The following is a 21,600-nucleotide window of genomic DNA, read 5'->3' as shown; positions in this document are numbered from 1 at the left end:
AGTGGCCAGAATCCCATCCAGGCCGAAGGCCCAACAACAGACCCAGAGTTACTCAGCCGGCGTAGCCCGAACCGCCGAAACCGCCGTCACTATCGGCCCCTTGCCGCTGTACTTGTCCAGCGCCAGATAGATCACCGGCGTGATGTACAGCGTCACCGCCTGCGACATCAGCAGCCCGCCCACCACGGCCAGACCGAGCGGCTGGCGCAGCTCGGCACCGGCACCCAGGCCCAGCGCGATCGGCAGCGCGCCCATCAGCGCCGCCAGCGTGGTCATCATGATCGGCCGCAAACGCAGCAGGCAGGCCTGGCGGATCGCCTCTTCCGGTGGCAGGCCCTGGTTGCGTTGTGCATCGAGCGCAAAGTCGATCATCATGATCGCGTTCTTCTTCACGATGCCGATCAGCATCAGGATGCCGATGGTGGCGATGAGCGTGAGGTCCATCTTGAACAGCCACAGCGTGAGCAGCGCGCCCACGGCGGCCGAGGGCAGCCCGGCCAGGATGGTCAGCGGATGGATGTAGCTCTCGTAGAGCACACCCAGCAGCAGGTAGATCACCAGCACCGCCACGATCAGCAGCACCGCCTGCCCGCCTTGTGAATCCTGGAACACTGCGGCGTCGCCGCCGTAGCTGGTGATCACGGTGGACGGCAGCTTGAGTTCGCGTGCATAGCCCTCCAGGCGGCTGGTGGCCGCACCCAGCGCCACCTCGGGTGCCAGGTTGAAGGAGATGGTGATCGCCTGCAGCTGCCCTTGGTGGTTCACGGCCGTGGGCCCCAGCGTGCGCTCCACGGTGGCAAACGCGGTCAGGGGCACCAGCGCGCCGTCCTTGCCGCGCAGGTAGATCTTGTTGAAGGCGTCCTCCGACTGGCGGTTGGCGTCGGAGGCCTCCATGATCACCTGGTAGCTGTTGCTCGGTGCGTAGATGGTGGACACCTGGCGCTCGCCGAATGCGCTGTACAGCGCATTGCGCAGGTCACTCATCTGCACGCCCAGCAGGTTGGCCTTGTCGCGGTCGATGTTCAGGGTGGCCTGCAGGCCGCGCAGCTGCGAGTCGGTGGTGACGTCGCGGAACATCGGGTCGCCCCGCATCCTGTCCTGCAGCTTGCCGGCCCACTCGTTGAGCGCGCCCGCGCTCACGCTCTGCAGGATGAACTGGTAGCGGCTCTTGCTGGCACGGCCACCGAGCTGCAGGTTCTGCACCGGGCGCATGAACACGGCGATGCCGGGCACGCCGCGCAGCTCCTTGCGCAGGCTCTCCAGCACCTGGGGCATCGGCGGGCGCTCCTTGCGCGGCTTGAGGTTGATGAACATGCGCCCGGTGTTGGCCGTGGACGCCTGGCCACCGGCGCCCAGGAAGGAGGCCACGCTCAGCACCGACGGGTTCTTGCGGAACACCTCGGCCACCTGGGCCTGCAGGGCCTGCATCGCGGGAAAGGAGATGTCCTCCGCCGCTTCGGTGGTCACCTGGATCTGGCCGATGTCTTCTTCCGGGAAGAAGCCCTTGGGGATCACGATGAAGAGCAGCACCGTCAGCGCCAGGCTGGCCGCAGCCACCGCCAGCACCACCCAGCGGTGCGCCAGCGCCCAGTCCAGCGACCGGCCATATCCACGCTGCAGCGCGCTGAAGCCGCGTTCGAACGCGCGGCCCAGCCGGCCTTCGTCCTGCGGCTCATGGTGCTTGAGGAAGCGGCTGCACAGCATGGGCACCAGGGTCAGCGACACCAGCGCCGACACCAGGATCGCCAGGCCCACCACCACCGCGAACTCATGGAACAGCAGGCCGATGACACCCGGCATGAAGAAGATCGGAATCAGCACCGCCACCAGCGAGACCGAGATGGACAGGATGGTGAAGGTCATCTCGCGCGCGCCGCGGATGGCGGCTTCGAAGGGCGGCATGCCGTCCTCCACATGGCGCACGATGTTCTCCAGCATCACGATCGCGTCGTCCACCACCAGGCCCACGGCCAGCGTGATGCCCAAGAGCGAGATGTTGTCCAGGCTGTAGCCGCCGGCGTACAGCAGCGACAGCGCGCCGATCAGCGACACCGGCAGCGACAGGGTCGGGATGATGGTGGCCGACAGCCGGCGCAGGAACAGGAAGATCACCAGTACCACCAGCACCACGGTGAGCGCGAGCGTCAGGTTCACGTCGTGCAGCGAATCGCGCACCGACACCGAGCGGTCGTTGAGCTGGTGGATCTGCACCGAGGCGGGCAGCTGCGCCTGCAGCCGCGGCAGGGTGGCCTTCACCCGGTCCACCACCTCCACCGTGTTGGCATTGGGCTGGCGCTGGATGGCCAGCTGGATCGAGCTTTCGCCATTGAAGCTGGCGGAGTTCTTGGCGGTTTCCACGCTGTCCAGCACATCCGCCACGTCGCGCAGCCGCACCGGCGCGCCATTGCGCGAGGTGACGATCAGGTCGCCGAACTCGCGTGCGGTGAGCATCTGCTTGTTGGCCTGCACGGTGAGCGTCTGGCGCGGGCCGTCGAGCACGCCGACCGGCGTGTTGGCATTGGCACCGCTGATCGCCTGGCGCAGTTCGTCCAGTGTCATGTTGCGTTCGGCCAGCGCGTCTGGCCGCACCTGGATGCGCACCGCGTAACGCTTCTGGCCGAAGATGAACACCTGCGCCACGCCGTCGATGGTGGACAGCGTGGGCGCCATCAGGTTCTCGGCAAAGTCGTTCAGCTCGTAGAGGTTGATCGAGGGCGAGGTGAGCGCGACGATCAGCACCGGTGCATCGGCCGGGTTGAGCTTGCGGTACGACGGCGGCGCGGTCATCTCCGAGGGCAGCGCACGCTGGGCGCGGAACAGCGCCGCCTGCACGTCCAATGCGGCGGCGTCGATGTCGCGGGCGGCATCGAACTCCAGCGTGAGCGAGGTGGTGCCCAGCGTGTTGACCGAGCTGATGGTGGACAGCCCCGCGATGGTGGAGAACTGCTTTTCCAGCGGCAGCGCCACCGAGCTGGCCATGGTGTCCGGCGAAGCGCCGGGCAAGGTGGCGCTCACCTGGATCACCGGCGTGTTGTAGCTGGGCAGCGCGGCCACCGGGATCTTGCCCAGCGCCACCACGCCGGCCAGCACGATAGCCAGGTTGAGCAGCACCGTCATCACCGGACGGCGGATGAACAGCTCGGCCAGGTTGGTGGTCATGGGCGTGATGCTCCCGAAGCGGGCGAGGGCGCGCTGCCGGCGCCCGGCCTGGTGGCGGCGGCATCACGCACCGGCGTGCCGGGCCGCAGGTTCTGCTTGCCTTCCAGCACCACGCGTTCGCCGGGCTGAACGCCCTCGATGACGGCGGCTTCACCGGCTGCGTAGCGCAGCTGCACCGGCCGCAGCTGTGCATTGCCGGCGCTGTCCACCACGTACACCGAGCGCTCGTTGCCGCGCAGGATGAGCGCGGCCTGGGGCACCACGGTGGCGTCCTTGATCATGCGCAGCACCATGCGCACGGTGACGAATTGCCCCGGCCAGAGCTGGTGGCGCTCGTTGGGCAGGGCGCCCTTCACGCGGATGGTGCCCGTGGCGGGATCGACGCTGTTGTCCACGAAGCTCAGCTGGCCTTGCAGCAGCGGCTCCTGCGCGAGCGCGCCTGGCAGCCGCACCTGCACGCTGGCCGCGCGGTCGCTGCGCAGCAGCGAGCCGAGCTGGGCCTCGGGCACGGTGAAGCTCACGCCGATCGGGTCGATCTGGCTGATGGTGACCAGCGGCGCACCGCTGGGCTGGACCAGGCTGCCGGGATACATCGCCACCGCACCAGCACGGCCGGCCAGCGGCGAGCGGATGGCGTTGAAGCCCAGTGCCACCTGGCTCGCATTGACGGCGGCTTCATCGGCGCGCAGCAGCGCCCGCTGCGCTTCCAGCTGCGACAGCACCGTGTCGGCCGCGTTCTGGGCGATGAAGTTCTGCGCCCGCAGCTCCTGCGCCCGCTGCCACTGCCGCTCCAGGTCGTTCAGAGTGGCGCGGTCTCGCAGCAGCTGCGCGCGCGCCTTGTCCAGGTTGGCGCGGTCGGTGCGATCGTCGAAGCTGAACAGCAGGTCGCCCTTCTTGACGAACTGGCCTTCCTTGATGGCCACGCTGCGCACGGTGGACGACACCTGCGGCCGGATTTCCACCGAGTTCAGCGACACCACCGTGCCGGTGGCCTCCAGCACCACCGGCATGTCACGCCGCTGCGCCGCGGCCAGGCTCACCGCCTGGGGTGCCGGCTTGGGCGGCGTGGCGGCTGCTGCGGGTTCGAGTCCGCCGCTCGAGCGCCACCACCAGGCGCTGCCTGCCAGCAAGGCCAGCGCCAGGAGGGTGAATGACAGGGTCTTCTTGGTCATCGAGGTCTCTCAGGCGTCAGGGCCCGGCAACTGGGGCGCCAGCTCACGGTGCAGCAGCGACAGGGCCTGCTGCACCAGTTGCAGTTCGGTGGTGGTCAGGGTGGCCAGGCGCTGTGCGAATGCGTCGGTGGTGCTGGCCAGCGCGCGGTCCACCGCGCGTGCGCCCACCGGTGTGAGTGCGATCGAGCGGCGGCGCCGGTTGTCCGGGGTCTGCGGTGCGTCCAGCAGGCCCTGGCGCACCAGCCGGTCCACCGCCACCGAGGCCGTGGGCACGGTGACACCGAGGTGCGAGGCCACTTCGGTGACGCTGGCCCCAGGCCGGTTGCGCGCAAAGATCAGCATGCGGAACTGCGGCACGCTCATGCCGGCCGGCGCCGCACCGCGCATTTCGGTACGGATCTCCTGCATCAGCGGTGGTACCACGGCCAGCACCTGGCGCGCACAGTCCAGCGAGGGGGCACCCCGGGCAGTCGGCATCGGTGGACAGTTAGAGAAGCTAAATGTCCATTGTAAGAGGGTGTGTTAACCGTTTGTGTCTGCCGGCGAAGGATCCAGATCGGCAGGCGTGTTCAAGTTGCGGAATGCGGCCGCGTCTGCGAACGCCACCACCGCCATCCGCTGCTCCAGGGCCCAGCCCAGGACCCGGCGCTCGCCGCGCGCCAGCGCTTGTTCGAGCGAAGGCGCGAGCTCATGGCGCAGCAGCGCGAACACCGGCTGTTCGCGCTCCGGTGTGCGGGCCATCGCGATGTCTGCATCGGCCTGATGCAAGGCGCGCGCCAGCCGGGCGACCAGATCGAGCGGAAGGCCGGGAACGTCGCAAGGCACGCTGGCCAGGTAGGGCGTGCGGCAAGCCTGCAAGGCGCTGAGCCAGCCGGCCAGCGGGCCTGGAAAACCGGGCATGGTGTCGCTGCACACCGGCGTGCCGAAGGACCGGTACGCGGGCAGGTGCCGATTGGCCGAGATCAGCATCGGCCCGACCTGCGGCGCCAGGCGGTCCAGCGCGTGCTGCACCAGGGGGCGGCCCCGATGCAGCAGCAGCCCCTTGTCCTGCCCCTGCATACGCTGGCCCCGCCCACCGGCCAGCACCAGCCCGGTGATCGCCTCGCGCGGGATGGCCAGCATCAGCCCCCGATGTAGTGCATCTCGACGCGCCGCTGCTGCGGTGCATCGTCCGGCGGGGCGGCGGCGCGCAGCTCGGAGTAGCGGTCGTCGCGCCCGCGCCAGAGCGCGCCGATCACGGTGGAGAGTTGCTCGTCGCTGGCCCCTCCGCGCAGCAGGCTGCGCAGATCGTGGCCGCTGTGGGCGAACAGGCAGTGGTAGAGCTGCCCTTCGGTCGACAGCCGGGCGCGGTTGCAATCGCTGCAGAACGCGCGGGTCACGCTGGAGATGAGCCCGATCTGGCCGCGGCCGTCGCGCCAAGCCCAGCGCTCGGCGGTCTCGCCGGTTTGGGAATGTTCCAGCGCGTCCAGCGGGGACAGCGCCTGCAGCCGCTGCAGCACCTGTGCCGACGGCAGCACCTCGTCCATGCGCCAGCCGTTGGTGGCGCCCACGTCCATGTACTCGATGAAGCGCAGCGTCACCTGGCCGCCGTAGTGCTCGCGGAAGTGGCGCACCATGGGCACGATTTCCTGCTCGTTCACGCCGCGCTTGACGACCATGTTGACCTTGATCGGCCCCAGGCCGACCTTCAGCGCGGTCTCGATGCCGGCCAGCACGTCGGCCACAGGGAAATCGACGTCGTTCATGCGCCGGAACACCGCATCGTCCAGCGCGTCCAGGCTCACGGTCACGCGTTGCAGGCCGGCGTCCTTGAGCGCCTGCGCCTTGCGCGCAAGCAATGAGGCATTGGTGGTGAGCGTGAGGTCGAGCGCCTCGCCCTGGGGCGTGCGCAGGGCCGCCAGCATCTCGATCAGGGTTTCCAGGTGCCGCCGCAGCAGCGGTTCGCCACCGGTCAGGCGCAGCTTCTGTACGCCATGCGCCACGAACAGGCGGGCTAGGCGGGTGATCTCCTCGAAGCTCAACAGCTCTGCCTGCGGCAGGAACTTGTAGTGGCTGTCGAACACCTCTTTGGGCATGCAGTAGCTGCAACGGAAGTTGCAGCGGTCGGTGACCGAGATGCGCAGGTCGCGCAGCGCACGGCCACGCCGGTCGATCACTTCGCCGGTGGGGGCTTGCAGCTCACCCGGGATGGCAGGCACCCGCGTGCGAGCGCGCAGGTCAGTCAGCGGAATGACGGTGTCGGCCATGGCGGCATTGTGCCGCCCTTACTCCGGCCGAGGGCTCAGCAGGGTGGTGGCGGGGCGCACCGCGTCGGCGCCGGCACCGGTGCTCATCGGCGGTGGCGCCGCCAGGTTGGCCGCCGCGTCGCTGGCGCCGGGCGCACGGCGGGCGCCGGTGAAGCGCTTGGCCCAGTAGGAATCGCGCATGTCCTCGATGCGCACCTCGCTGCCGGAGCGCGGTGCATGGATGAACTTGCCCTCGCCGACATAGATGCCCACGTGGGAGAAGGTGCGCTTCAGGGTGTTGAAGAACACCAGGTCGCCGGGCTTGAGCTCCTCCCGCTTGACCGTGAACAGCCCGGGCGCGCGGGCTTGTTCGTCGGCGCGGCGCGGCAGCAGCAGGCCCAGGCTGCGGTCGAACACATGGCGGGTGAAGCCGCTGCAGTCGAAACCGTCCTCGGCCGAGTTGCCGCCCCGGCGGTAGGGCACGCCGAGGAAGTTCATTGCCGACATCACCAGATCCGACGCCCGGTCGCGCACCTGCTGCACCAGCGCCGAATTCTTCAGCGCGTTGGTGTCCAGCAGGCCGCGTTCGGTGAGGAAGCGGCTCACCGGGTCGGCCGGCGCGGCGTCGGGCGATGCAAAAGCCACCAGCGAGGCCGACAAGGCCGCAGCAACGCCGATGCGGCGCAGGGTGGAGGAGGGGGCAAAACGGGGCACGGGCGCAGGATAACAAAGGGGGTGCGCCATGAGATGCGCAAAAGCGCATGTAATTCAATGGCTTGCAACGAGTTACAGCGGGCTGGCGGGGAGCGTCACTTGTGCCAGGTCAATCGCCGAGACGCCGCGGCCGAAGTGACGCATCTCGTCAGGTTGCCGTCAGTGCGCATCCATGAAATGGGCCGCACACTGAAGAAAAGAGGAGACAACCATGGGGCACTACGCCGAGTTCTATCGCCGGTCCATTGAGGACCGCGACGCCTTCTGGGCTGAGCAGGCCGCGCTGATCGACTGGCAGCAGCCGTTCGCCCAGGTCTGCGACCACAGCCGCCCGCCTTTCGCCAAGTGGTTCGTCGGCGGCACCACCAACCTCTGCCACAACGCGGTGGACCGGCATCTGGCCGCGCGTGCCGACCAGCCGGCCCTGATCTACGTCTCCACCGAAACCGGACAGGAGCGCACCTACACCTTCCGCGAGTTGCACGCCGAGGTGCAGCGCATGGCGGCCATCCTGCTGGCCCAGGGCGTGGGGCCGGGCGACCGGGTGCTGGTGTACATGCCGATGATTCCCGAGGCGGCGTTTGCGATGCTGGCCTGTGCGCGCATCGGGGCGATCCATTCAGTGGTGTTCGGTGGCTTCGCGAGCGTCAGCCTGGCCAGCCGCATCGAGGATGCGCAACCGGTGTGCGTGGTGAGCGCGGATGCGGGCAGCCGGGTGGGCAAAATCACGGCCTACAAGCCGCTGCTGGACGAAGCCATCCGGCTGTCCAGCCACAAGCCGGCCCGGGTGCTGCTGGTGGACCGTGGGCTGGCGCCGGTGGAGCGCACGCCCGGGCGCGACGTCGACTATGCGCAGGAGCGCCAGGCCCACATCGATGCGCAGGTGCCCTGCACCTGGGTGGAATCCACCCAGCCGAGCTACACGCTCTACACCAGCGGCACCACCGGCAAACCCAAGGGCGTGCAGCGCGACACCGGCGGTTATGCGGTGGCGCTGGCCGCCAGCATGAAGCACATCTTCTGCGGCCAGCCGGGCGAGACCTTCTTTTCCACCAGCGACATCGGCTGGGTGGTGGGCCACAGCTACATCATCTACGGGCCGCTGATCGCCGGCATGGCCACGCTGATGTACGAAGGCCTGCCGATCCGCCCGGACGCTGGCATCTGGTGGAAGCTGGTGGCCCAGTACCGGGTGAACGTGATGTTCACCGCGCCCACGGCGGTGCGGGTGCTGAAGAAACACGATCCGGCGTACATGGCGCAGCACGACGTGTCATCGCTGAAAGCCTTGTTCCTGGCCGGCGAGCCGCTGGACGAACCCACCGCGCGCTGGATTGGCGAGGCCCTGAACAAACCCATCATCGACAACTACTGGCAGACCGAAACCGGCTGGCCCATCCTCACACTGGCGCACGGGGTGGAGCCGCAAGCGCCGCGGCTGGGCAGCCCCGGCGTGCCGATGTACGGCTTCAACGTGCAAATCCTCGACGAAAACACCGGCGAGCCCCTGGCCGGTGCCCACCAGCGCGGGGTGCTGGCCATCGAGGGGCCGCTGCCACCGGGCTGCATGCAGACGGTGTGGCGCGACGACGAGCGCTTCGTGAAGACCTACTGGAGCAGCATCCCGGGCCGGCAGGTCTACAACACCTTCGACTACGCGCTGCGGGATGAGGACGGCTACTACTTCATCCTCGGGCGCACGGACGACGTGATCAACGTGGCGGGCCATCGCCTGGGCACCCGCGAGATCGAGGAAAGCGTGTCCAGCCACCCCGGCGTGGCGGAAGTGGCGGTGGTGGGTGTGGCCGATGCGCTCAAGGGCCAGGTGGCGGTGGCCTTTGCGGTGCCCAAGGACGCTTCGGTGCTGGACGATCCGCAAGCGCAGCTCGCCCTGGAGGGCGAGGTCATGAAGCGGGTGGACGAGCAACTGGGCGCTGTGGCCAGGCCGGCGCGGGTGCGCTTTGTCAGCGTGCTGCCCAAGACACGGTCGGGCAAGTTGCTGCGCCGCGCCATCCAGGCGGTGTGCGAGCGCCGTGATCCGGGCGACCTCACCACCATCGAGGACCCGTCCGCGCTGCAGCAGATCCGCACCCTCGTCGAGGGCTGAGGACACCGCCTGCGCGGTCCGCACCTCGATTCCTGTCGTCTGTCCTCACGGAACCGCGCTTCGTCCGGGCGCGGCTCATCCGGGCCTGCCGCCCGGCACAATGGCCGCCCGCGCCGCCCACGAGGCGGTGACCGCAGAGGAGACACATTCCGATGAAGACCATCCTGCTGGCTGCCGCCCTGTCGGTGGCCGCGGCCGCTGCCCCGGCCAAGCCGCCCAAGCACCCGCACCCCAAGGCGGCGAAAGCGGCCAAGGCGGCCCCGCCACTGCCCACCTTGCCCGGCCCGGCGTTCCCCATCTACACCTCGGCGCAACAGGTGCAGGCCGATTGCGACAAGGGCCTGGCCGGTGCCCAGCAGCGCGTGGTCACCCTGGAGCAGCATGCACCCGACGGCGGCTGGCTGCGCGCCAGCGACGAGCTGAACGCGTACATGGAAGACGCGGCCAACCCGATCGACTTCCTGAGCAACGTGCACCCCGACAAGGCGGTGCGCGATGCCGCCCAGGCCTGCGCCCTGCGCTGGTCGGAGTTCCAGTCCACCCTGGGGCAGAACGAGCGGCTGTACCAGGCGGCCACCCAGGTGAAACCGGCCGACGACATCGACCGCGAGTTCCTGCGTGTCACGCTCGAAGGCTTCGAGGATTCGGGCGTCAGCCTGCCGGCCGACAAGCGGGCGCGCGCCAAGGCGATCAGCGACCGCATCACCGACCTGGCGCAGCAGTTCTCCAAGAACGTGCGCGACGACAATACGCAGGTGGCCTTCACTGAAAGTGAGCTGCGCGGCGTGCCCGAGGCGGTGTGGAAGGGTGCCAAGCGCGACGCCGAAGGCCGTGTGCTGCTGAGCCTGGCCTACCCGAACTATTTCCCGGTCATGCAGACGGGTGAGAACCCGGCCGCGCGCGAGCGCATGTGGCGCGCCAAGAGCAGCGAGGGCGGGGACAACAACCTCAAGCTGCTGGCCGAGATCACCCAGCTGCGGCGCGAATACGCCCAACTCTTTGGCCAAGCCAGCTATGACGACTTCCAGCTGCGCCGCCGCATGGCGCAGAACACCGCCAAGGTGCAGGCCTTCCTGGGCGACGTGAAAGCGGCGGTATCGCAGGCGGAGGTGCGCGAGCTGCAGGAGCTGCGCGAAGCCAAGGCCAAACACCTGGGCCAGCCGGTGGAGAGCACGCAGATCAACCGCTGGGACGTGGCCTTCTACACCGAACGTGTGCGCAAGGAGCGCTACACCGTGGACCAGGAGGCGTTCCGCGCCTACTTTCCGCCCCAGCAGAGCCTGCAGTTCGCGCTGCGCGTGATCGAGAAGATGACCGGCGTGCGCTACACCCGCGTGCCGGCCAAGCTGTGGCAGGAAGATGTGCAGGCGTATGCGGTGAGCGACGTGGCCACCGGCAAGCCGATGGCCACCCTGCTGGTGGACCTGTACCCGCGCGAAGGCAAGTTCAACCACGCGGCGGTCTGGAGCTATCGCAATGGCTCCACCTTGCTGCAGCGCGTGCCCCAGGCGGCGCTGGTGGTCAACTTCGATCGCAAGGGCCTGACCCTGCAGGAGCTGGAGACGCTGCTGCATGAGCTGGGCCATGCGGTGCACAACAACCTGTCGGCCACCCGCTATTCGTCGCAGGCAGGCACCACGGTCAAACGTGACTTCGTGGAAGCGCCCTCGCAGATGCTGGAGGACTGGGTCTACGACCCCCAGGTGATGAAAACCTTTGCCGAGGTCTGCAAGACCTGCAAGCCGGTGCCCGAGGCGTTGCTGGTGAAAGCCCGCGCCGCCAAGGACTACGGCAAGGGTGTCCAGTTCGCGCGCCAGCACCTCTACGGCAGCTACGACATCGCCTTGCACGCGGCCGACGCACCGGAGCCGATGGCGTTGTGGGCCCGCATGGAAGGCGCCACGCCGCTGGGCCATGTCACCGGCACCAAGTTCCCCGCGGGTTTTGGCCACGTGGCGGGCGGTTATGCGGCTGGCTACTACGGCTATCTGTGGAGCCTGGTGGTGGCGATGGACCTGCGGACCGCGTTCGAAGGCCACAAGCTCGACCCCGCCGTGGGCCGGCGTTATCGCGACATCGTGCTGGGCAACGGCGGGCAGCGTCCGCCGCAGGAGCTGGTGCGCGAGTTCCTCGGCCGGGAGACCAACTCCAAGGCGTTTTTCGAGTACCTGACGAAGTAGGGCGCACCAGCGCTGCACAAGACAAAAAGGGGCCGCGAGGCCCCTTTTTCGTGGTCGCGCCGAGACGCTGCTACAGCACTTCGGACGCAAAGTCGGCCAGCCGCGAGCGCTCGCCACGGGCCAGCATCACGTGGCCGGAATGCGGCCAGCCCTTGAAGCGGTCCACCGCATAGGTGAGGCCCGAGCTGCCCTCGGTGAGGTAGGGCGTGTCGATCTGGGCCAGGTTGCCCAGGCAGACGATCTTGGTGCCCGGGCCCGCGCGCGTGATCAGGGTCTTCATCTGCTTGGGCGTGAGGTTCTGTGCCTCGTCGATGATCACGAACTTGTTCAGGAAGGTGCGGCCGCGCATGAAGTTCATGCTCTTGATCTTGATCTTGCTGCGCACCAGGTCGTTGGTGGCGGCACGGCCCCATTCGCCGGCGGAGTTGTCGCTGCGCGCCAGCACCTCCAGGTTGTCGTCCAGCGCACCCATCCACGGGCTCATCTTCTCTTCCTCGGTGCCGGGCAGGAAGCCGATGTCCTCACCCACCGGCACCGTGACCCGGGTGACGATGATCTCGGTGTAGCGGCGCTCGTCCATCACCTGCGCCAGGCCAGCGGCCAGCGTCATCAGCGTCTTGCCGGTGCCCGCGGTGCCGGTGAGGGTGAGGAAGTCGCACTCCGGGTCCATCAGCAGGTTGAGCGCGAAGTTCTGCTCCCGGTTGCGCGCCGTCACGCCCCACACCGCGTTCTTCTGGTGGGTGTATTCGCGCAGCGTCTTCAGCACCGCGGTCTTGCCGGTGATCTCGGTCACCCGCGCATACAGCGGCGCGGCGCCCGGGATCTCGAGGTAGACGAACTGGTTGATCAGGAGGGCCGGCACCAGCGGGCCGGCGATGCGGTAGAAGGTGTGGCCGCCTTGCTGCCAGCTTTCCATCGTCTTGCCGTGCCGGTCCCAGAAATCGGATGGCAGCGGCAGCACGCCGGTGTAGAGCAGGTCGACGTCGTCCAGCGTCTTGTCGTTGCGATAGTCCTCCGCGTCCAGGCCCAGCGCACGCGCCTTGATGCGCATGTTGATGTCCTTGGACACCAGGACCACGTTGCGCTGGCCCTTGTGCTCGTCGCGCAGGGACTGCACCACGCCCAGGATCTGGTTGTCCGCCTTGCCCTCCGGCAGGCCGGCCGGCAGCTGGATGTTGCGCAGCTGGGTCTGGAAGAAGAGCTTGCCGCCGGCTTCACGGTGGCCGGTCTTTGCCAGCGGGATGCCGGCGGTGGGCTCCAGCGACGAGGTGTCGGTGGCCAGCGCATCCAGGTCCCGGCTCACTTGGCGCGCGTTGCGCGCCACTTCGCTCATGCCCTTCTTGTGGTTGTCCAGTTCCTCCAGCGTGATCATCGGGAGGTAGACGTCGTGTTCGTCGAAACGGAACAACGAGGTCGGGTCGTGCATCAGCACGTTGGTGTCCAGCACGAAGAGTTTGGGCGGGCCTTCGTGGGCCGGTTTGCGGGCCCGGCGTGGGCGGGGTTCCGGCGGCGGCGCCACCACCGCGGGCTGTGGGGCGGCAACGGGCCGCGCTTGCACTGCCGCGCCGGGCGAGGGCGCGTCATAGAACTCCGCCACCGGCGGCACCGCCGGCTCGGCGGCAGGCGGCGTTTTCAGGGTTTTCTTCAGGGCGCGTGGAGCGGCCTGGGCTTCGAAATCCTCAGCAGAGAGAAGGGCAGCGCGTTGGGCAGGCGGCTTGGGCAGTGGCATGGAGGGGTGGTGGGTTCGGAAAACAAAAAAGCCGCTCCATACCGGGGCGGCTTCTGTTGGGGATGCGCGTTTCACAACTCACGGGCATGACCCATTATGCACAAAGCACCGTCGGGCTCAACGACAGGAGCAAAACGGCAACCGGATCAGAAACATGGGCCCCGGAAGGCCGGTGCAAACACCGGGCAATCGCCGCGCCCAGGCACGAAAAAGCCGGCTCGCGGCCGGCTTCTTGGGCGGGCGTGCGCTCAAGCCGCCTTCTTGAGGTTCTTCACGGCCTTGAGCACTTCGTCGACATGGCCGGCCACCTTGATGCCGCGCCATTCTTCACGCAACACGCCGTCGCCGTCGATCAGGAAGGTGCTGCGCTCGATGCCCTTGACCTTCTTGCCGTACATGATCTTGTTCTTGACCACGCCGAACATGTGGCAGAGCTTTTCTTCCGTGTCGGCGATCAGGTCGAACGGCAATTCGAGGTTCTGCTTGAACTTGTCGTGCGAGGCCATGTTGTCGCGCGACACGCCGAATACCACTGCGCCGGCTTTCACGAAATCCTTGTGCCGATCACGAAATTGCATCGCCTCGGTGGTGCAGCCCGGTGTATTGTCCTTCGGGTAGAAATACAGCACGACCGCCTGGCCCGCGAAAGCGTGCGGGGTGAACTTCACGCCGCTGGTGGCAAGCGCTTCAAAGTCCGGAAGGGTTTTGTTGAGGGCTGGCGTCATGTGGGATTGTCTTGAGACGAGTGCCCCGTTGCGGGCTAGCCCGAGATTATAAAGGCTGCCGCTTGTCCATACAGGTTCCCCACGAAGAGGGATTGCCCTCAGCTGCCCGCATCAGGGCCGCTTTCGATCAGCAGCGCCGCCACCACCGGGCGGCCCTCCGCGGCGAGCACGTTGTAGGTGCGGCAGGCGGCCGCGGTGTCCATGGTTTCCATGCCGATGCCGCGAGCGATCAGCGAGCGGTACAACGCCGGCGCCACGAAGCGCAGGCGGCTGCCGCTGCCAAAGATGACCAGCTCCGGCCGCAGTGCCAGCACCTGCTCGAAATGAGCCGCCGTCAGCTCCTGCAGCTGGCGGGCGGGCCAGGCAGCCACCTCGCCGCGCCAAGGCACCAGCAGGCTGTGTTCGTGCGCGGTGGCGTTCACCCACACACACCCAGTTTCATGGCGGCTGATGGCATTGACGCCGCCATCGAGACGATCCGGCTGAATTTTCAAGATAACCCCTATGGTTAAATTATAGGTTTTGCGGTGCAGCAATCTCCTGGAGGGTGCTGCCCGGCCCAGGAGACCCCGTTGAAGCCGATCGCCAAGTCCAGCAAGCTCGCCAGCGTCTGTTATGACATTCGCGGCCCCGTGCTGGAAAAGGCCCGGCAGATGGAGGAAGAGGGCCACAAGATCATCAAGCTGAACATCGGCAACGTGGCCGCGTTCGGCCTGGAGCCGCCCGACGAGATCGTGCAGGACATGATCCGCAACCTGCCGCATGCGGCGGCCTACACCGACAGCAAGGGCCTGTTTGCGCCGCGCAAGTCGGTGGTGCACTACACGCAGGAAAAAGGCATCGCCGGCGTCACGGTGGACGACGTGTACTTGGGCAACGGCGCCTCCGAGCTGATCGCGATGAGCATGAACGCGTTGCTGGACAACGGCGACGAAGTGCTGATCCCGGCGCCCGACTACCCGCTGTACACCGCGGTGGTGGCGTTGTCCGGCGGCACGCCGGTGCACTATGTGTGCGACGAGGGCAGCGACTGGATGCCCGACATCGCGGACATCCGAAAGAAGATCACCCCCAGCACCAAGGCGCTGGTGATCATCAACCCCAACAATCCCACCGGCGCGCTGTACCCCGAAAGCGTGCTGCGCGACCTGGTGGAGGTCGCCCGCCAGCACCAGCTGATCATCTTCGCCGACGAGATCTACGACAAGACGCTGTACGACGACTGCACGCACACCAGCATCGCCTCGCTGGCCGACGATGTGTTGTGCCTCACCTTCAACGGGCTGTCGAAGAACTACCGCAGCTGCGGCTACCGTGCGGGCTGGATGGTGGTGTCCGGCGAGAAGCGCCACGCCAAGGACTACATCGAGGGCCTGAACATGCTGGCCTCGATGCGCCTGTGCGCCAACACGCCGGGGCAACTGGCCATCCAGACGGCGCTGGGCGGATACCAGAGCATCAAGGACCTGGTGGCACCGGGCGGCCGCCTGCGGCGCCAGCGCGACCTGGCCTACGAGCTGCTGACGCAGATCCCGGGCGTCACGGTGGTCAAGCCCAAGGCCGCGCTCTACATGTTCCCCAAGCTGGACCCCACGATGTATCCCATCGCTGACGACCAGCAGTTCGCCTACGAGCTGCTGGCCGACGAGAAGGTGCTGATCGTGCAGGGCACCGGCTTCAACTGGCTCGCGCCCGACCACTTCCGCCTGGTGTTCCTGCCGAACTCGGACGACCTCACCGATGCGGTGGGCCGGATCGCCCGGTTCCTGGAGCACTACCGCAAACGCCATTCCGTCTGAAGAGAACGCGCTTATGAAACCCATCCAAGTCGGCCTGCTGGGCATCGGTACCGTCGGCAGCGGCACCTTCAACGTGCTGGAGCGCAACCAGGAAGAGATTCGCCGCCGCGCCGGCCGCGACATCCACATCACCATGGTGGCCGACCTGGACACCGCGCGCGCCGCCAAGCTGGTGGGCGACCGCGCCAAGGTGGTGGGCGACGCCCGCGAGGTGATCCGCAACCCGGACATCGCGATCGTGGTGGAGCTGATCGGCGGCTACGGCATCGCCAAGACGCTGGTGATGGAGGCCATCGCCGCCGGCAAGCACGTGGTCACGGCCAACAAGGCGCTGCTCGCGGTGCACGGCACGGAGATCTTCGCGGCCGCGCGCGAAAAGGGCGTGATGGTCGCCTTCGAAGCCGCGGTGGCGGGGGGCGTGCCCATCATCAAGGCGCTGCGCGAAGGGCTCACCGCCAACCGCATCGAATGGATCGCCGGGATCATCAACGGCACCACCAACTTCATCCTGTCCGAGATGCGGGACAAGGGCCTGGACTTCGCCACCGTGCTGAAGGAAGCCCAGCGCCTGGGTTACGCCGAAGCCGACCCGACCTTTGACATCGAAGGGGTGGACGCCGCGCACAAGGCCACCATCATGAGCGCCATCGCATTCGGCGTGCCGGTGCAGTTCGACAAGGCCCATGTCGAGGGCATCACGAAACTCCAGGCGCAGGACATCCGTTATGCCGAGCAGCTGGGCTACCGCATCAAGCTGCTGGGTATCACCAAGCGGCGCGACGACATCGGCGGCATCGAGCTGCGTGTGCACCCCACGCTGGTACCGGCCAAGCGCCTGATCGCCAACGTCGAAGGCGCAATGAACGCGGTGGTGGTGCAGGGCGATGCCGTGGGCACCACGCTCTACTACGGCAAGGGCGCCGGCTCCGAACCCACCGCTTCGGCGGTGGTGGCCGACCTGGTGGACATCACCCGCCTGCACACCGCAGACCCGGACCACCGCGTGCCGCACCTGGCCTTCCAGCCGGACCGCATGGCCAATACGCCGATCCTGCCGATCGAGCAGGTGATCACGTCCTTCTACCTGCGCATCAAGGTGGCCGACGAGGCGGGCGTGCTGGCGCGGGTGACCGGCATCCTGGCCGAGCACGGCATCTCGATCGACGCGGTGCTGCAGCGCGAGTCCAACGAAGGCGAGAAGCAGACCGAAGTGATCATCCTCACGCACGACACTGTGGAAGGCAAGATGCGGCAGGCCATGGCGCAGCTGCAGGCGCTGCCCACCGTGCTCGGCCCCATCGTCAGCATCCGCAAGGAAGACCTGGCGTGAACATGAGCCCCCACGTTTGCGGCTTTGCCGCTGCACTGCCCCCCGAGGGAGTGCGTGCCTCCCTTGGGACGGCCCGGCAGGAGGCCCGATGAAGTACCTCAGCACCCGCGGCGACGCCACCGAGCGCGGCTTCTCCGAGATCCTGCTCGAAGGCCTGGCGCCGGATGGCGGCCTGTACCTGCCGACCCACTATCCCAAGGTGGACGAAGCCACATTGGCCCGCTGGCGTGTGCTGCCGTATGCGGAACTCGCCTACGAGATCCTATCGCTCTTCATCGACGACATTCCCGGCGAGGACCTGCGCACGCTCACGCACAAGACCTACACCGAGGCGGCGTTCGGCTCCAAGGCCATCGTGCCACTGAAGCCACTGGAGCCCGGCCTGTACCTGGAAGCCCTGTCCAACGGCCCCACGCTGGCCTTCAAGGACATGGCGATGCAGCTGCTGGGCAACCTGTTCGAATACGAACTGAAGCGCCGCGGCGAAACGCTGAACATCCTGGGCGCCACTTCGGGCGACACCGGCAGCGCGGCCGAATACGCCATGCGCGGCAAGCAGGGCGTGCGCGTGTTCATGCTGAGCCCGCACGGGCGCATGAGCCCGTTCCAGCAGGCGCAGATGTTCAGCCTGCAGGATGCCAACATCCACAACCTGGCGGTGCAGGGCGTGTTCGACGACTGCCAGGACATCGTCAAGGCCGTGTCCAACGACCTGGCGTTCAAGCGCCAATACCGCATCGGCACCGTCAACTCCATCAACTGGGCGCGCCTGCTGGCCCAGGTGGTGTACTACTTCGCCGGCTATTTCCAGGCCACGCAGAACAACGACGAGCAGGTGAATTTCGCGGTGCCCTCGGGCAACTTCGGCAACATCTGCGCCGGCCATGTGGCCCGCATGATGGGCCTGCCGATCGCGCAGCTGATCCTGGCCACCAACGAGAACGACGTGCTCGACGAGTTCTTCCGCAGCGGCAGCTACCGCGTGCGCAAGAGCCACGAGACGCACGAGACTTCGAGCCCGTCGATGGACATCTCCAAGGCGTCGAATTTCGAGCGTTTCGTGTTCGACCTGCTGGGCCGCGACGGCGAGCGCACGCGCCATCTCTTCAAGGACGAAGTGGAGCTGCAAGGCCGTTTCAGCCTGATGCCCACCGAAGCCGCGCGCATCGCGAGCTTCGGCTTCGTATCGGGCCGCAGCACCCATGCAGACCGGGTGGCGACCATCCGCGACACCTTCGAGCGCTTCGGCGTCACGATCGATCCGCACACCGCGGACGGCCTGAAGGTGGCGCGCGAACATCCGCTGCCCGGCATCACCACGCTGGTGCTGGAGACCGCATTGCCGATCAAGTTCGCCGACACCATCCGAGAAGCGCTGGGGCATGAGCCCGAGCGCCCGGCGGCCTTGGCCGGCATCGAGGCGCTGCCCAAGCGTTTCACCGTGGTGCCGCCCAGCGTGGACCGGGTCAAGGGCTACATCGGCGAGCACTGCTAAAGCGCCCGCCATGAAGGTCATCGGCTTCTGTGGCTGGTCGGGTTCCGGCAAGACCACGCTGATCGAAGGCGTGATCGCGGCGCTGAAAGCCGCCGGGCTGCGGGTGTCGGTGGTCAAGCATGCGCACCACCGGTTCGACATCGACCATGAAGGCAAGGACAGCTGGCGCCATCGCAAGGCCGGCGCGTTCGAGGTGCTGGTGGCCTCCAGCAAACGGCTGGCGCTGATGCGCGAGTACGAGGACGAAGTGGAGCACGACGTGCACCGGCTCATCGCCGAGCTCGCCCCGGTGGCGGACTGGGTGCTGGTCGAAGGCTTCAGGCATGCAGACCTGTTGAAGATCGAGGTCTGGCGGCAGGGCGTGGGCGAAGCCCCGCTGTATCCTGCAGACCCTTATGTCGTTGCCGTGGCCACCGACGATGCGGCTCGGCTGCCGTCGTCCACGGGCTTGCCGGTGCTGCCGCTGGACCAGCCGGCCGCAGTGGCGCAGTGGTTGATGCAATCGGGCTCCCGCCATGACTACCCCCGCTCCTGATCGTCCCGCCATGCTGAGCCTGGACGAAGCGCTCAGCCGCCTGGCCGCTGGGGCACGCGCCGCCGCCCTGTCCGGTTCGGAAACCGTGCCCACGCTGGAGGCGCTCGGCCGCGTGCTGGCCGAGGAGGTGCGTTCCCTGGTGAACGTGCCACCCGGCGACAACAGCGCGATGGATGGGTATGCCGTGCGGGTGGCGGACGTGCCGGCGGCCGGCACGGTGCTGCCGGTGAGCCAGCGCATCCCGGCCGGCTCGGTGGGCGCGCCCTTGCAGCCCGGTACCGCGGCGCGCATCTTCACCGGGGCCCAGGTGCCCGCGGGCGCCGACGCGGTGGTGATGCAGGAGCAGTGCGAAGCGGTCGAGGGTGGTGTGCGCATCAAGGTGGTGCCCGAGCCTGGCCAGTCCATCCGCCGCCGCGGCGAGGACGTGTCGCGGGGCGCGGTGGTGCTCACCCGTGGCACGCGGCTCACGCCCCAGGGCCTGGGCCTGGCCGCCTCGGTCGGCGCCGGCCGGCTGTCGGTGCTGCGCCGGCCGCGCGTGGCGCTGTTTTCCACCGGAGATGAACTCGCGATGCCGGGGGACACGCCGCCCGATGCAATGAAGCCCGGCGCGATCTACAACTCCAACCGCTTCATGCTGCGCGGTCTGCTGCAGGCCGCCGGCTGCGAGGTCACCGACCTCGGCATCGTGCCCGACCAGCTGGAGGCCACGCGCCAGGCGCTGCGGCAGGCAGCTGAGGGCAACGACCTGATCGTCACCTCCGGCGGTGTGTCCGTCGGCGAGGAGGACCACCTCAAGCCGGCGGTGCAGGCCGAAGGCCAGCTCGACCTGTGGCAGATCGCCATCAAGCCGGGCAAGCCGCTCGCATTCGGCAGCGTCCGGCGGGGCGATGGCAGCCAGGCGCTCTTTCTCGGGCTGCCGGGCAACCCGGTGTCCAGCTTCGTGACCTTCCTGCTCGCCGGCCGCACGGTGCTGCGGGCCCTGCAGGGCATGGACACCGCGCTGCCCAAGGCGCTGCCCTTGCGCGCGGCCTTCGAGCTGAAGAAGGCGGACCCGCGCCGGCGTGAGTTCCTCCGCGTGCGACTCAACGAGGAAGGCGCGCTGGAGCTCTTCCCGAACCAGAGCTCGGGCGTGCTCACCTCGGCGGTGTGGGCCGATGGCCTGGTGGATCTAGCGGCCGGCCACACCGTGAGCGTGGGCGACGTGCTGCCCTTCCTGCCCCTGGCGCAGCTGCTGGCATGAAGATCACCGTGCGTTATTTCGCCGCGCTGCGCGAGGCGCTGGGCCCGCGTGAGACGGTGGAGCTGGACGAGGCGCTGACGGTCGGCGCCTTGCGCGACCGGCTGATCGCCACCGACGCCGCACATGCACAAGCCCTGGCACGCGGCCGCGCTGTGCGCTGCGCGCTCGACCAGGACATGTGCGGCGAGGACGCCGTGCTGCGCGACGGCGCCGAGGTGGCGTTCTTCCCGCCGGTCACCGGCGGTTAGGACACCGCACTCAGAGGCCTTCCAGCGCCCTGGCCACCAGCGCTTCGGTCGCTGCGCTCGCCAGCGTCATCGGCGGGCGCAGCTGGTTGCGCAGCCCATGCAGTGGTGCCAGCGCAGCCTTCAGCGGGCCCGGGCTGGGCTCTTCGAACAAGGCGGTGGTCAGCGGCCAGAGCCGGCGCCACAGCGCACGAGCCTCGGCGAGCCGGCCTTCGTCCACCAGCTGCTGCAACTCGACGAAACGCTGCGGATGCAGGTGCGCCGATGCGGCGATGGCGCCGGCGCCACCCAGGCACAGCGACGCAAAGATGCGGTGGTCGTCGCCGCACAGCACTGCGAGACGGCCATCGCTCAACACCGCCTGCAGGTGGTCGAGGTCGCCGCTGCAGTCCTTCACGCCCACGATCCGCTCGTGCGCGGCCAGCGCCAGCATGGTGTCGGTGGCAATGCGCACGCCGGTGCGCCCGGGGATGTCGTACAGCACGATCGGCAGCGGCGAGGCGTCGGCCAGCGCTGCGTAGTGATCCGCGATGCCGGCCTGCGACGGCTTCACGTAGTAGGGCGGCGACACCAGGAAACCCGCCACCGGTTGCTCGGCCCAGCGCAGCAGGTCCTCGCGCACCTGCGGCGTCGCGACACCGCTCAGGCCCATCAGCACCGGCAGTCCGGCGCCGGCTGCCAGCGTGGTGTCCAGCACCGCACGGCGTTCCTGGTCCGACAGCATCGCCGCCTCGCCGGTGCTGCCGCAGACCACCAGGCCGGCGATGCCGGTCTCACGCAAGGAGGCGACCAGGCGGGCCAGCCCGGCATGGTCGACAGCCTGGGCCGACGTGCCGGTGAAGGGTGTCACCAGCGGCACCCAGATGCCGCGCAGGAGGGGGGAAGTCATCGGTCGATCTCTCCAAGAGTGTTGACGGCGTGGGGCCGTGCCGGAGAGCGAAACGC

Annotated in this window: 18 protein-coding genes; 8 read left to right on the top strand and 10 right to left on the bottom strand. The window is 68.0% G+C overall.

The genetic code is table 11. The features are described from left to right. Positions 1-48: 48 nt before the first annotated feature. Genes VPH43_RS20850 through VPH43_RS20825 form a run of 6 tightly spaced genes read right to left on the bottom strand, consistent with a single transcriptional unit; the run spans position 49 to position 7,270 of the window. Complete coding sequence (locus VPH43_RS20850) at positions 49-3,159, bottom strand: efflux RND transporter permease subunit (protein ID WP_328579680.1); 3,111 nt, start codon at positions 3,157-3,159, stop codon at positions 49-51. Beyond that, positions 3,156-4,331: an efflux RND transporter periplasmic adaptor subunit gene (locus VPH43_RS20845; protein WP_328579679.1), complete on the bottom strand. Its 1,176-nt coding sequence runs from the start codon at positions 4,329-4,331 to the stop codon at positions 3,156-3,158. Before VPH43_RS20845 ends, VPH43_RS20850 begins: the two co-directional genes overlap by 4 nt. Positions 4,332-4,340: 9 nt before the next feature. Next, positions 4,341-4,808 (bottom strand): MarR family winged helix-turn-helix transcriptional regulator, encoded by a 468-nt coding sequence (locus VPH43_RS20840; RefSeq protein ID WP_328579678.1) that lies wholly within the window; start codon positions 4,806-4,808, stop codon positions 4,341-4,343. A 45-nt stretch (positions 4,809-4,853) separates the two neighbouring features. Beyond that, complete coding sequence (gene mobA / locus VPH43_RS20835; RefSeq protein WP_328579677.1) at positions 4,854-5,453, bottom strand: molybdenum cofactor guanylyltransferase MobA; 600 nt, start codon at positions 5,451-5,453, stop codon at positions 4,854-4,856. Further along, positions 5,453-6,577, bottom strand: coding sequence for a GTP 3',8-cyclase MoaA (gene moaA, locus VPH43_RS20830; RefSeq protein WP_328579676.1), 1,125 nt, complete (start codon positions 6,575-6,577; stop codon positions 5,453-5,455). The genes mobA and moaA overlap by 1 nt, the downstream gene beginning before the upstream one ends. Positions 6,578-6,595: 18 nt before the next feature. Further along, positions 6,596-7,270 (bottom strand): C40 family peptidase, encoded by a 675-nt coding sequence (locus VPH43_RS20825; protein ID WP_442909320.1) that lies wholly within the window; start codon positions 7,268-7,270, stop codon positions 6,596-6,598. 211 nt (positions 7,271-7,481) lie between these two features. On the opposite strand from VPH43_RS20825, the gene VPH43_RS20820 reads away from it, so the two are divergent. Further along, complete coding sequence (locus VPH43_RS20820) at positions 7,482-9,377, top strand: propionate--CoA ligase (RefSeq protein ID WP_328579675.1); 1,896 nt, start codon at positions 7,482-7,484, stop codon at positions 9,375-9,377. A 152-nt stretch (positions 9,378-9,529) separates the two neighbouring features. Continuing rightward, positions 9,530-11,557: a M3 family metallopeptidase gene (locus tag VPH43_RS20815; RefSeq protein WP_328579674.1), complete on the top strand. Its 2,028-nt coding sequence runs from the start codon at positions 9,530-9,532 to the stop codon at positions 11,555-11,557. 70 nt (positions 11,558-11,627) lie between these two features. Here VPH43_RS20815 and VPH43_RS20810 read toward each other — a convergent pair whose 3' ends face one another. The 3 genes from VPH43_RS20810 to VPH43_RS20800 all read right to left on the bottom strand — a co-directional run bounded on the left by VPH43_RS20810 (position 11,628) and on the right by VPH43_RS20800 (position 14,547). Next, positions 11,628-13,286, bottom strand: a complete 1,659-nt coding sequence (locus tag VPH43_RS20810) for a PhoH family protein (RefSeq protein ID WP_328579673.1) — start codon at positions 13,284-13,286, stop codon at positions 11,628-11,630. A 248-nt stretch (positions 13,287-13,534) separates the two neighbouring features. Then, positions 13,535-14,011, bottom strand: coding sequence for a peroxiredoxin (locus VPH43_RS20805; protein ID WP_328579672.1), 477 nt, complete (start codon positions 14,009-14,011; stop codon positions 13,535-13,537). Positions 14,012-14,109: 98 nt separating this feature from the next. After that, positions 14,110-14,547, bottom strand: a complete 438-nt coding sequence (locus VPH43_RS20800) for an Mth938-like domain-containing protein (protein WP_328579671.1) — start codon at positions 14,545-14,547, stop codon at positions 14,110-14,112. Between the two features lie 36 nt (positions 14,548-14,583). Between VPH43_RS20800 and VPH43_RS20795 the strand changes: the two genes are divergently transcribed. From VPH43_RS20795 to VPH43_RS20770, 6 genes are all read left to right on the top strand, one after another. Next, positions 14,584-15,810, top strand: a complete 1,227-nt coding sequence (locus VPH43_RS20795) for a pyridoxal phosphate-dependent aminotransferase (protein ID WP_328579670.1) — start codon at positions 14,584-14,586, stop codon at positions 15,808-15,810. 13 nt (positions 15,811-15,823) lie between these two features. Then, positions 15,824-17,140, top strand: a complete 1,317-nt coding sequence (locus VPH43_RS20790) for a homoserine dehydrogenase (RefSeq protein ID WP_328579669.1) — start codon at positions 15,824-15,826, stop codon at positions 17,138-17,140. An 88-nt stretch (positions 17,141-17,228) separates the two neighbouring features. Beyond that, positions 17,229-18,635, top strand: a complete 1,407-nt coding sequence (gene thrC / locus VPH43_RS20785; RefSeq protein WP_328579668.1) for a threonine synthase — start codon at positions 17,229-17,231, stop codon at positions 18,633-18,635. Between the two features lie 10 nt (positions 18,636-18,645). After that, on the top strand, positions 18,646-19,170 hold the full coding sequence (gene mobB, locus VPH43_RS20780; RefSeq protein ID WP_328579667.1) for a molybdopterin-guanine dinucleotide biosynthesis protein B: 525 nt from the start codon (positions 18,646-18,648) through the stop codon (positions 19,168-19,170). Further along, on the top strand, positions 19,151-20,410 hold the full coding sequence (locus tag VPH43_RS20775) for a molybdopterin molybdotransferase MoeA (protein WP_328579666.1): 1,260 nt from the start codon (positions 19,151-19,153) through the stop codon (positions 20,408-20,410). The genes mobB and VPH43_RS20775 overlap by 20 nt, the downstream gene beginning before the upstream one ends. Next, positions 20,407-20,658 (top strand): MoaD/ThiS family protein, encoded by a 252-nt coding sequence (locus VPH43_RS20770; protein ID WP_328579665.1) that lies wholly within the window; start codon positions 20,407-20,409, stop codon positions 20,656-20,658. The genes VPH43_RS20775 and VPH43_RS20770 overlap by 4 nt, the downstream gene beginning before the upstream one ends. Before the next feature lie 10 nt (positions 20,659-20,668). On the opposite strand, the gene dapA is transcribed toward VPH43_RS20770, so the two are convergent. Next, a complete protein-coding gene (dapA, locus tag VPH43_RS20765) occupies positions 20,669-21,544 on the bottom strand; it encodes a 4-hydroxy-tetrahydrodipicolinate synthase (RefSeq protein WP_328579664.1) in 876 nt (291 codons plus the stop codon). Positions 21,545-21,600: the final 56 nt, after the last annotated feature.

Source organism: Ideonella sp. BN130291, from assembly GCF_036231905.1.
Taxonomy (GTDB): Bacteria; Pseudomonadota; Gammaproteobacteria; order Burkholderiales; family Burkholderiaceae_C; genus CAMLIZ01.
This window is presented reverse-complemented; position numbering and strand designations above follow the sequence as displayed.

Bases quoted from the DNA above. Each gene is read 5' to 3' on its own strand.
- VPH43_RS20850 (WP_328579680.1), bottom strand. From the start codon at position 3,159: ATGACCACCAACCTGGCCGAGCTGTTCATCCGCCGTCCGGTGATGACG.
- VPH43_RS20845 (WP_328579679.1), bottom strand. From the start codon at position 4,331: ATGACCAAGAAGACCCTGTCATTCACCCTCCTGGCGCTGGCCTTGCTG.
- VPH43_RS20840 (WP_328579678.1), bottom strand. From the start codon at position 4,808: ATGCCGACTGCCCGGGGTGCCCCCTCGCTGGACTGTGCGCGCCAGGTG.
- mobA (WP_328579677.1), bottom strand. From the start codon at position 5,453: ATGCTGGCCATCCCGCGCGAGGCGATCACCGGGCTGGTGCTGGCCGGT.
- moaA (WP_328579676.1), bottom strand. From the start codon at position 6,577: ATGGCCGACACCGTCATTCCGCTGACTGACCTGCGCGCTCGCACGCGG.
- VPH43_RS20820 (WP_328579675.1), top strand. From the start codon at position 7,482: ATGGGGCACTACGCCGAGTTCTATCGCCGGTCCATTGAGGACCGCGAC.
- VPH43_RS20815 (WP_328579674.1), top strand. From the start codon at position 9,530: ATGAAGACCATCCTGCTGGCTGCCGCCCTGTCGGTGGCCGCGGCCGCT.
- VPH43_RS20810 (WP_328579673.1), bottom strand. From the start codon at position 13,286: ATGCCACTGCCCAAGCCGCCTGCCCAACGCGCTGCCCTTCTCTCTGCT.
- VPH43_RS20805 (WP_328579672.1), bottom strand. From the start codon at position 14,011: ATGACGCCAGCCCTCAACAAAACCCTTCCGGACTTTGAAGCGCTTGCC.
- VPH43_RS20790 (WP_328579669.1), top strand. From the start codon at position 15,824: ATGAAACCCATCCAAGTCGGCCTGCTGGGCATCGGTACCGTCGGCAGC.
- thrC (WP_328579668.1), top strand. From the start codon at position 17,229: ATGAAGTACCTCAGCACCCGCGGCGACGCCACCGAGCGCGGCTTCTCC.
- mobB (WP_328579667.1), top strand. From the start codon at position 18,646: ATGAAGGTCATCGGCTTCTGTGGCTGGTCGGGTTCCGGCAAGACCACG.
- VPH43_RS20775 (WP_328579666.1), top strand. From the start codon at position 19,151: ATGACTACCCCCGCTCCTGATCGTCCCGCCATGCTGAGCCTGGACGAA.
- VPH43_RS20770 (WP_328579665.1), top strand. From the start codon at position 20,407: ATGAAGATCACCGTGCGTTATTTCGCCGCGCTGCGCGAGGCGCTGGGC.
- dapA (WP_328579664.1), bottom strand. From the start codon at position 21,544: ATGACTTCCCCCCTCCTGCGCGGCATCTGGGTGCCGCTGGTGACACCC.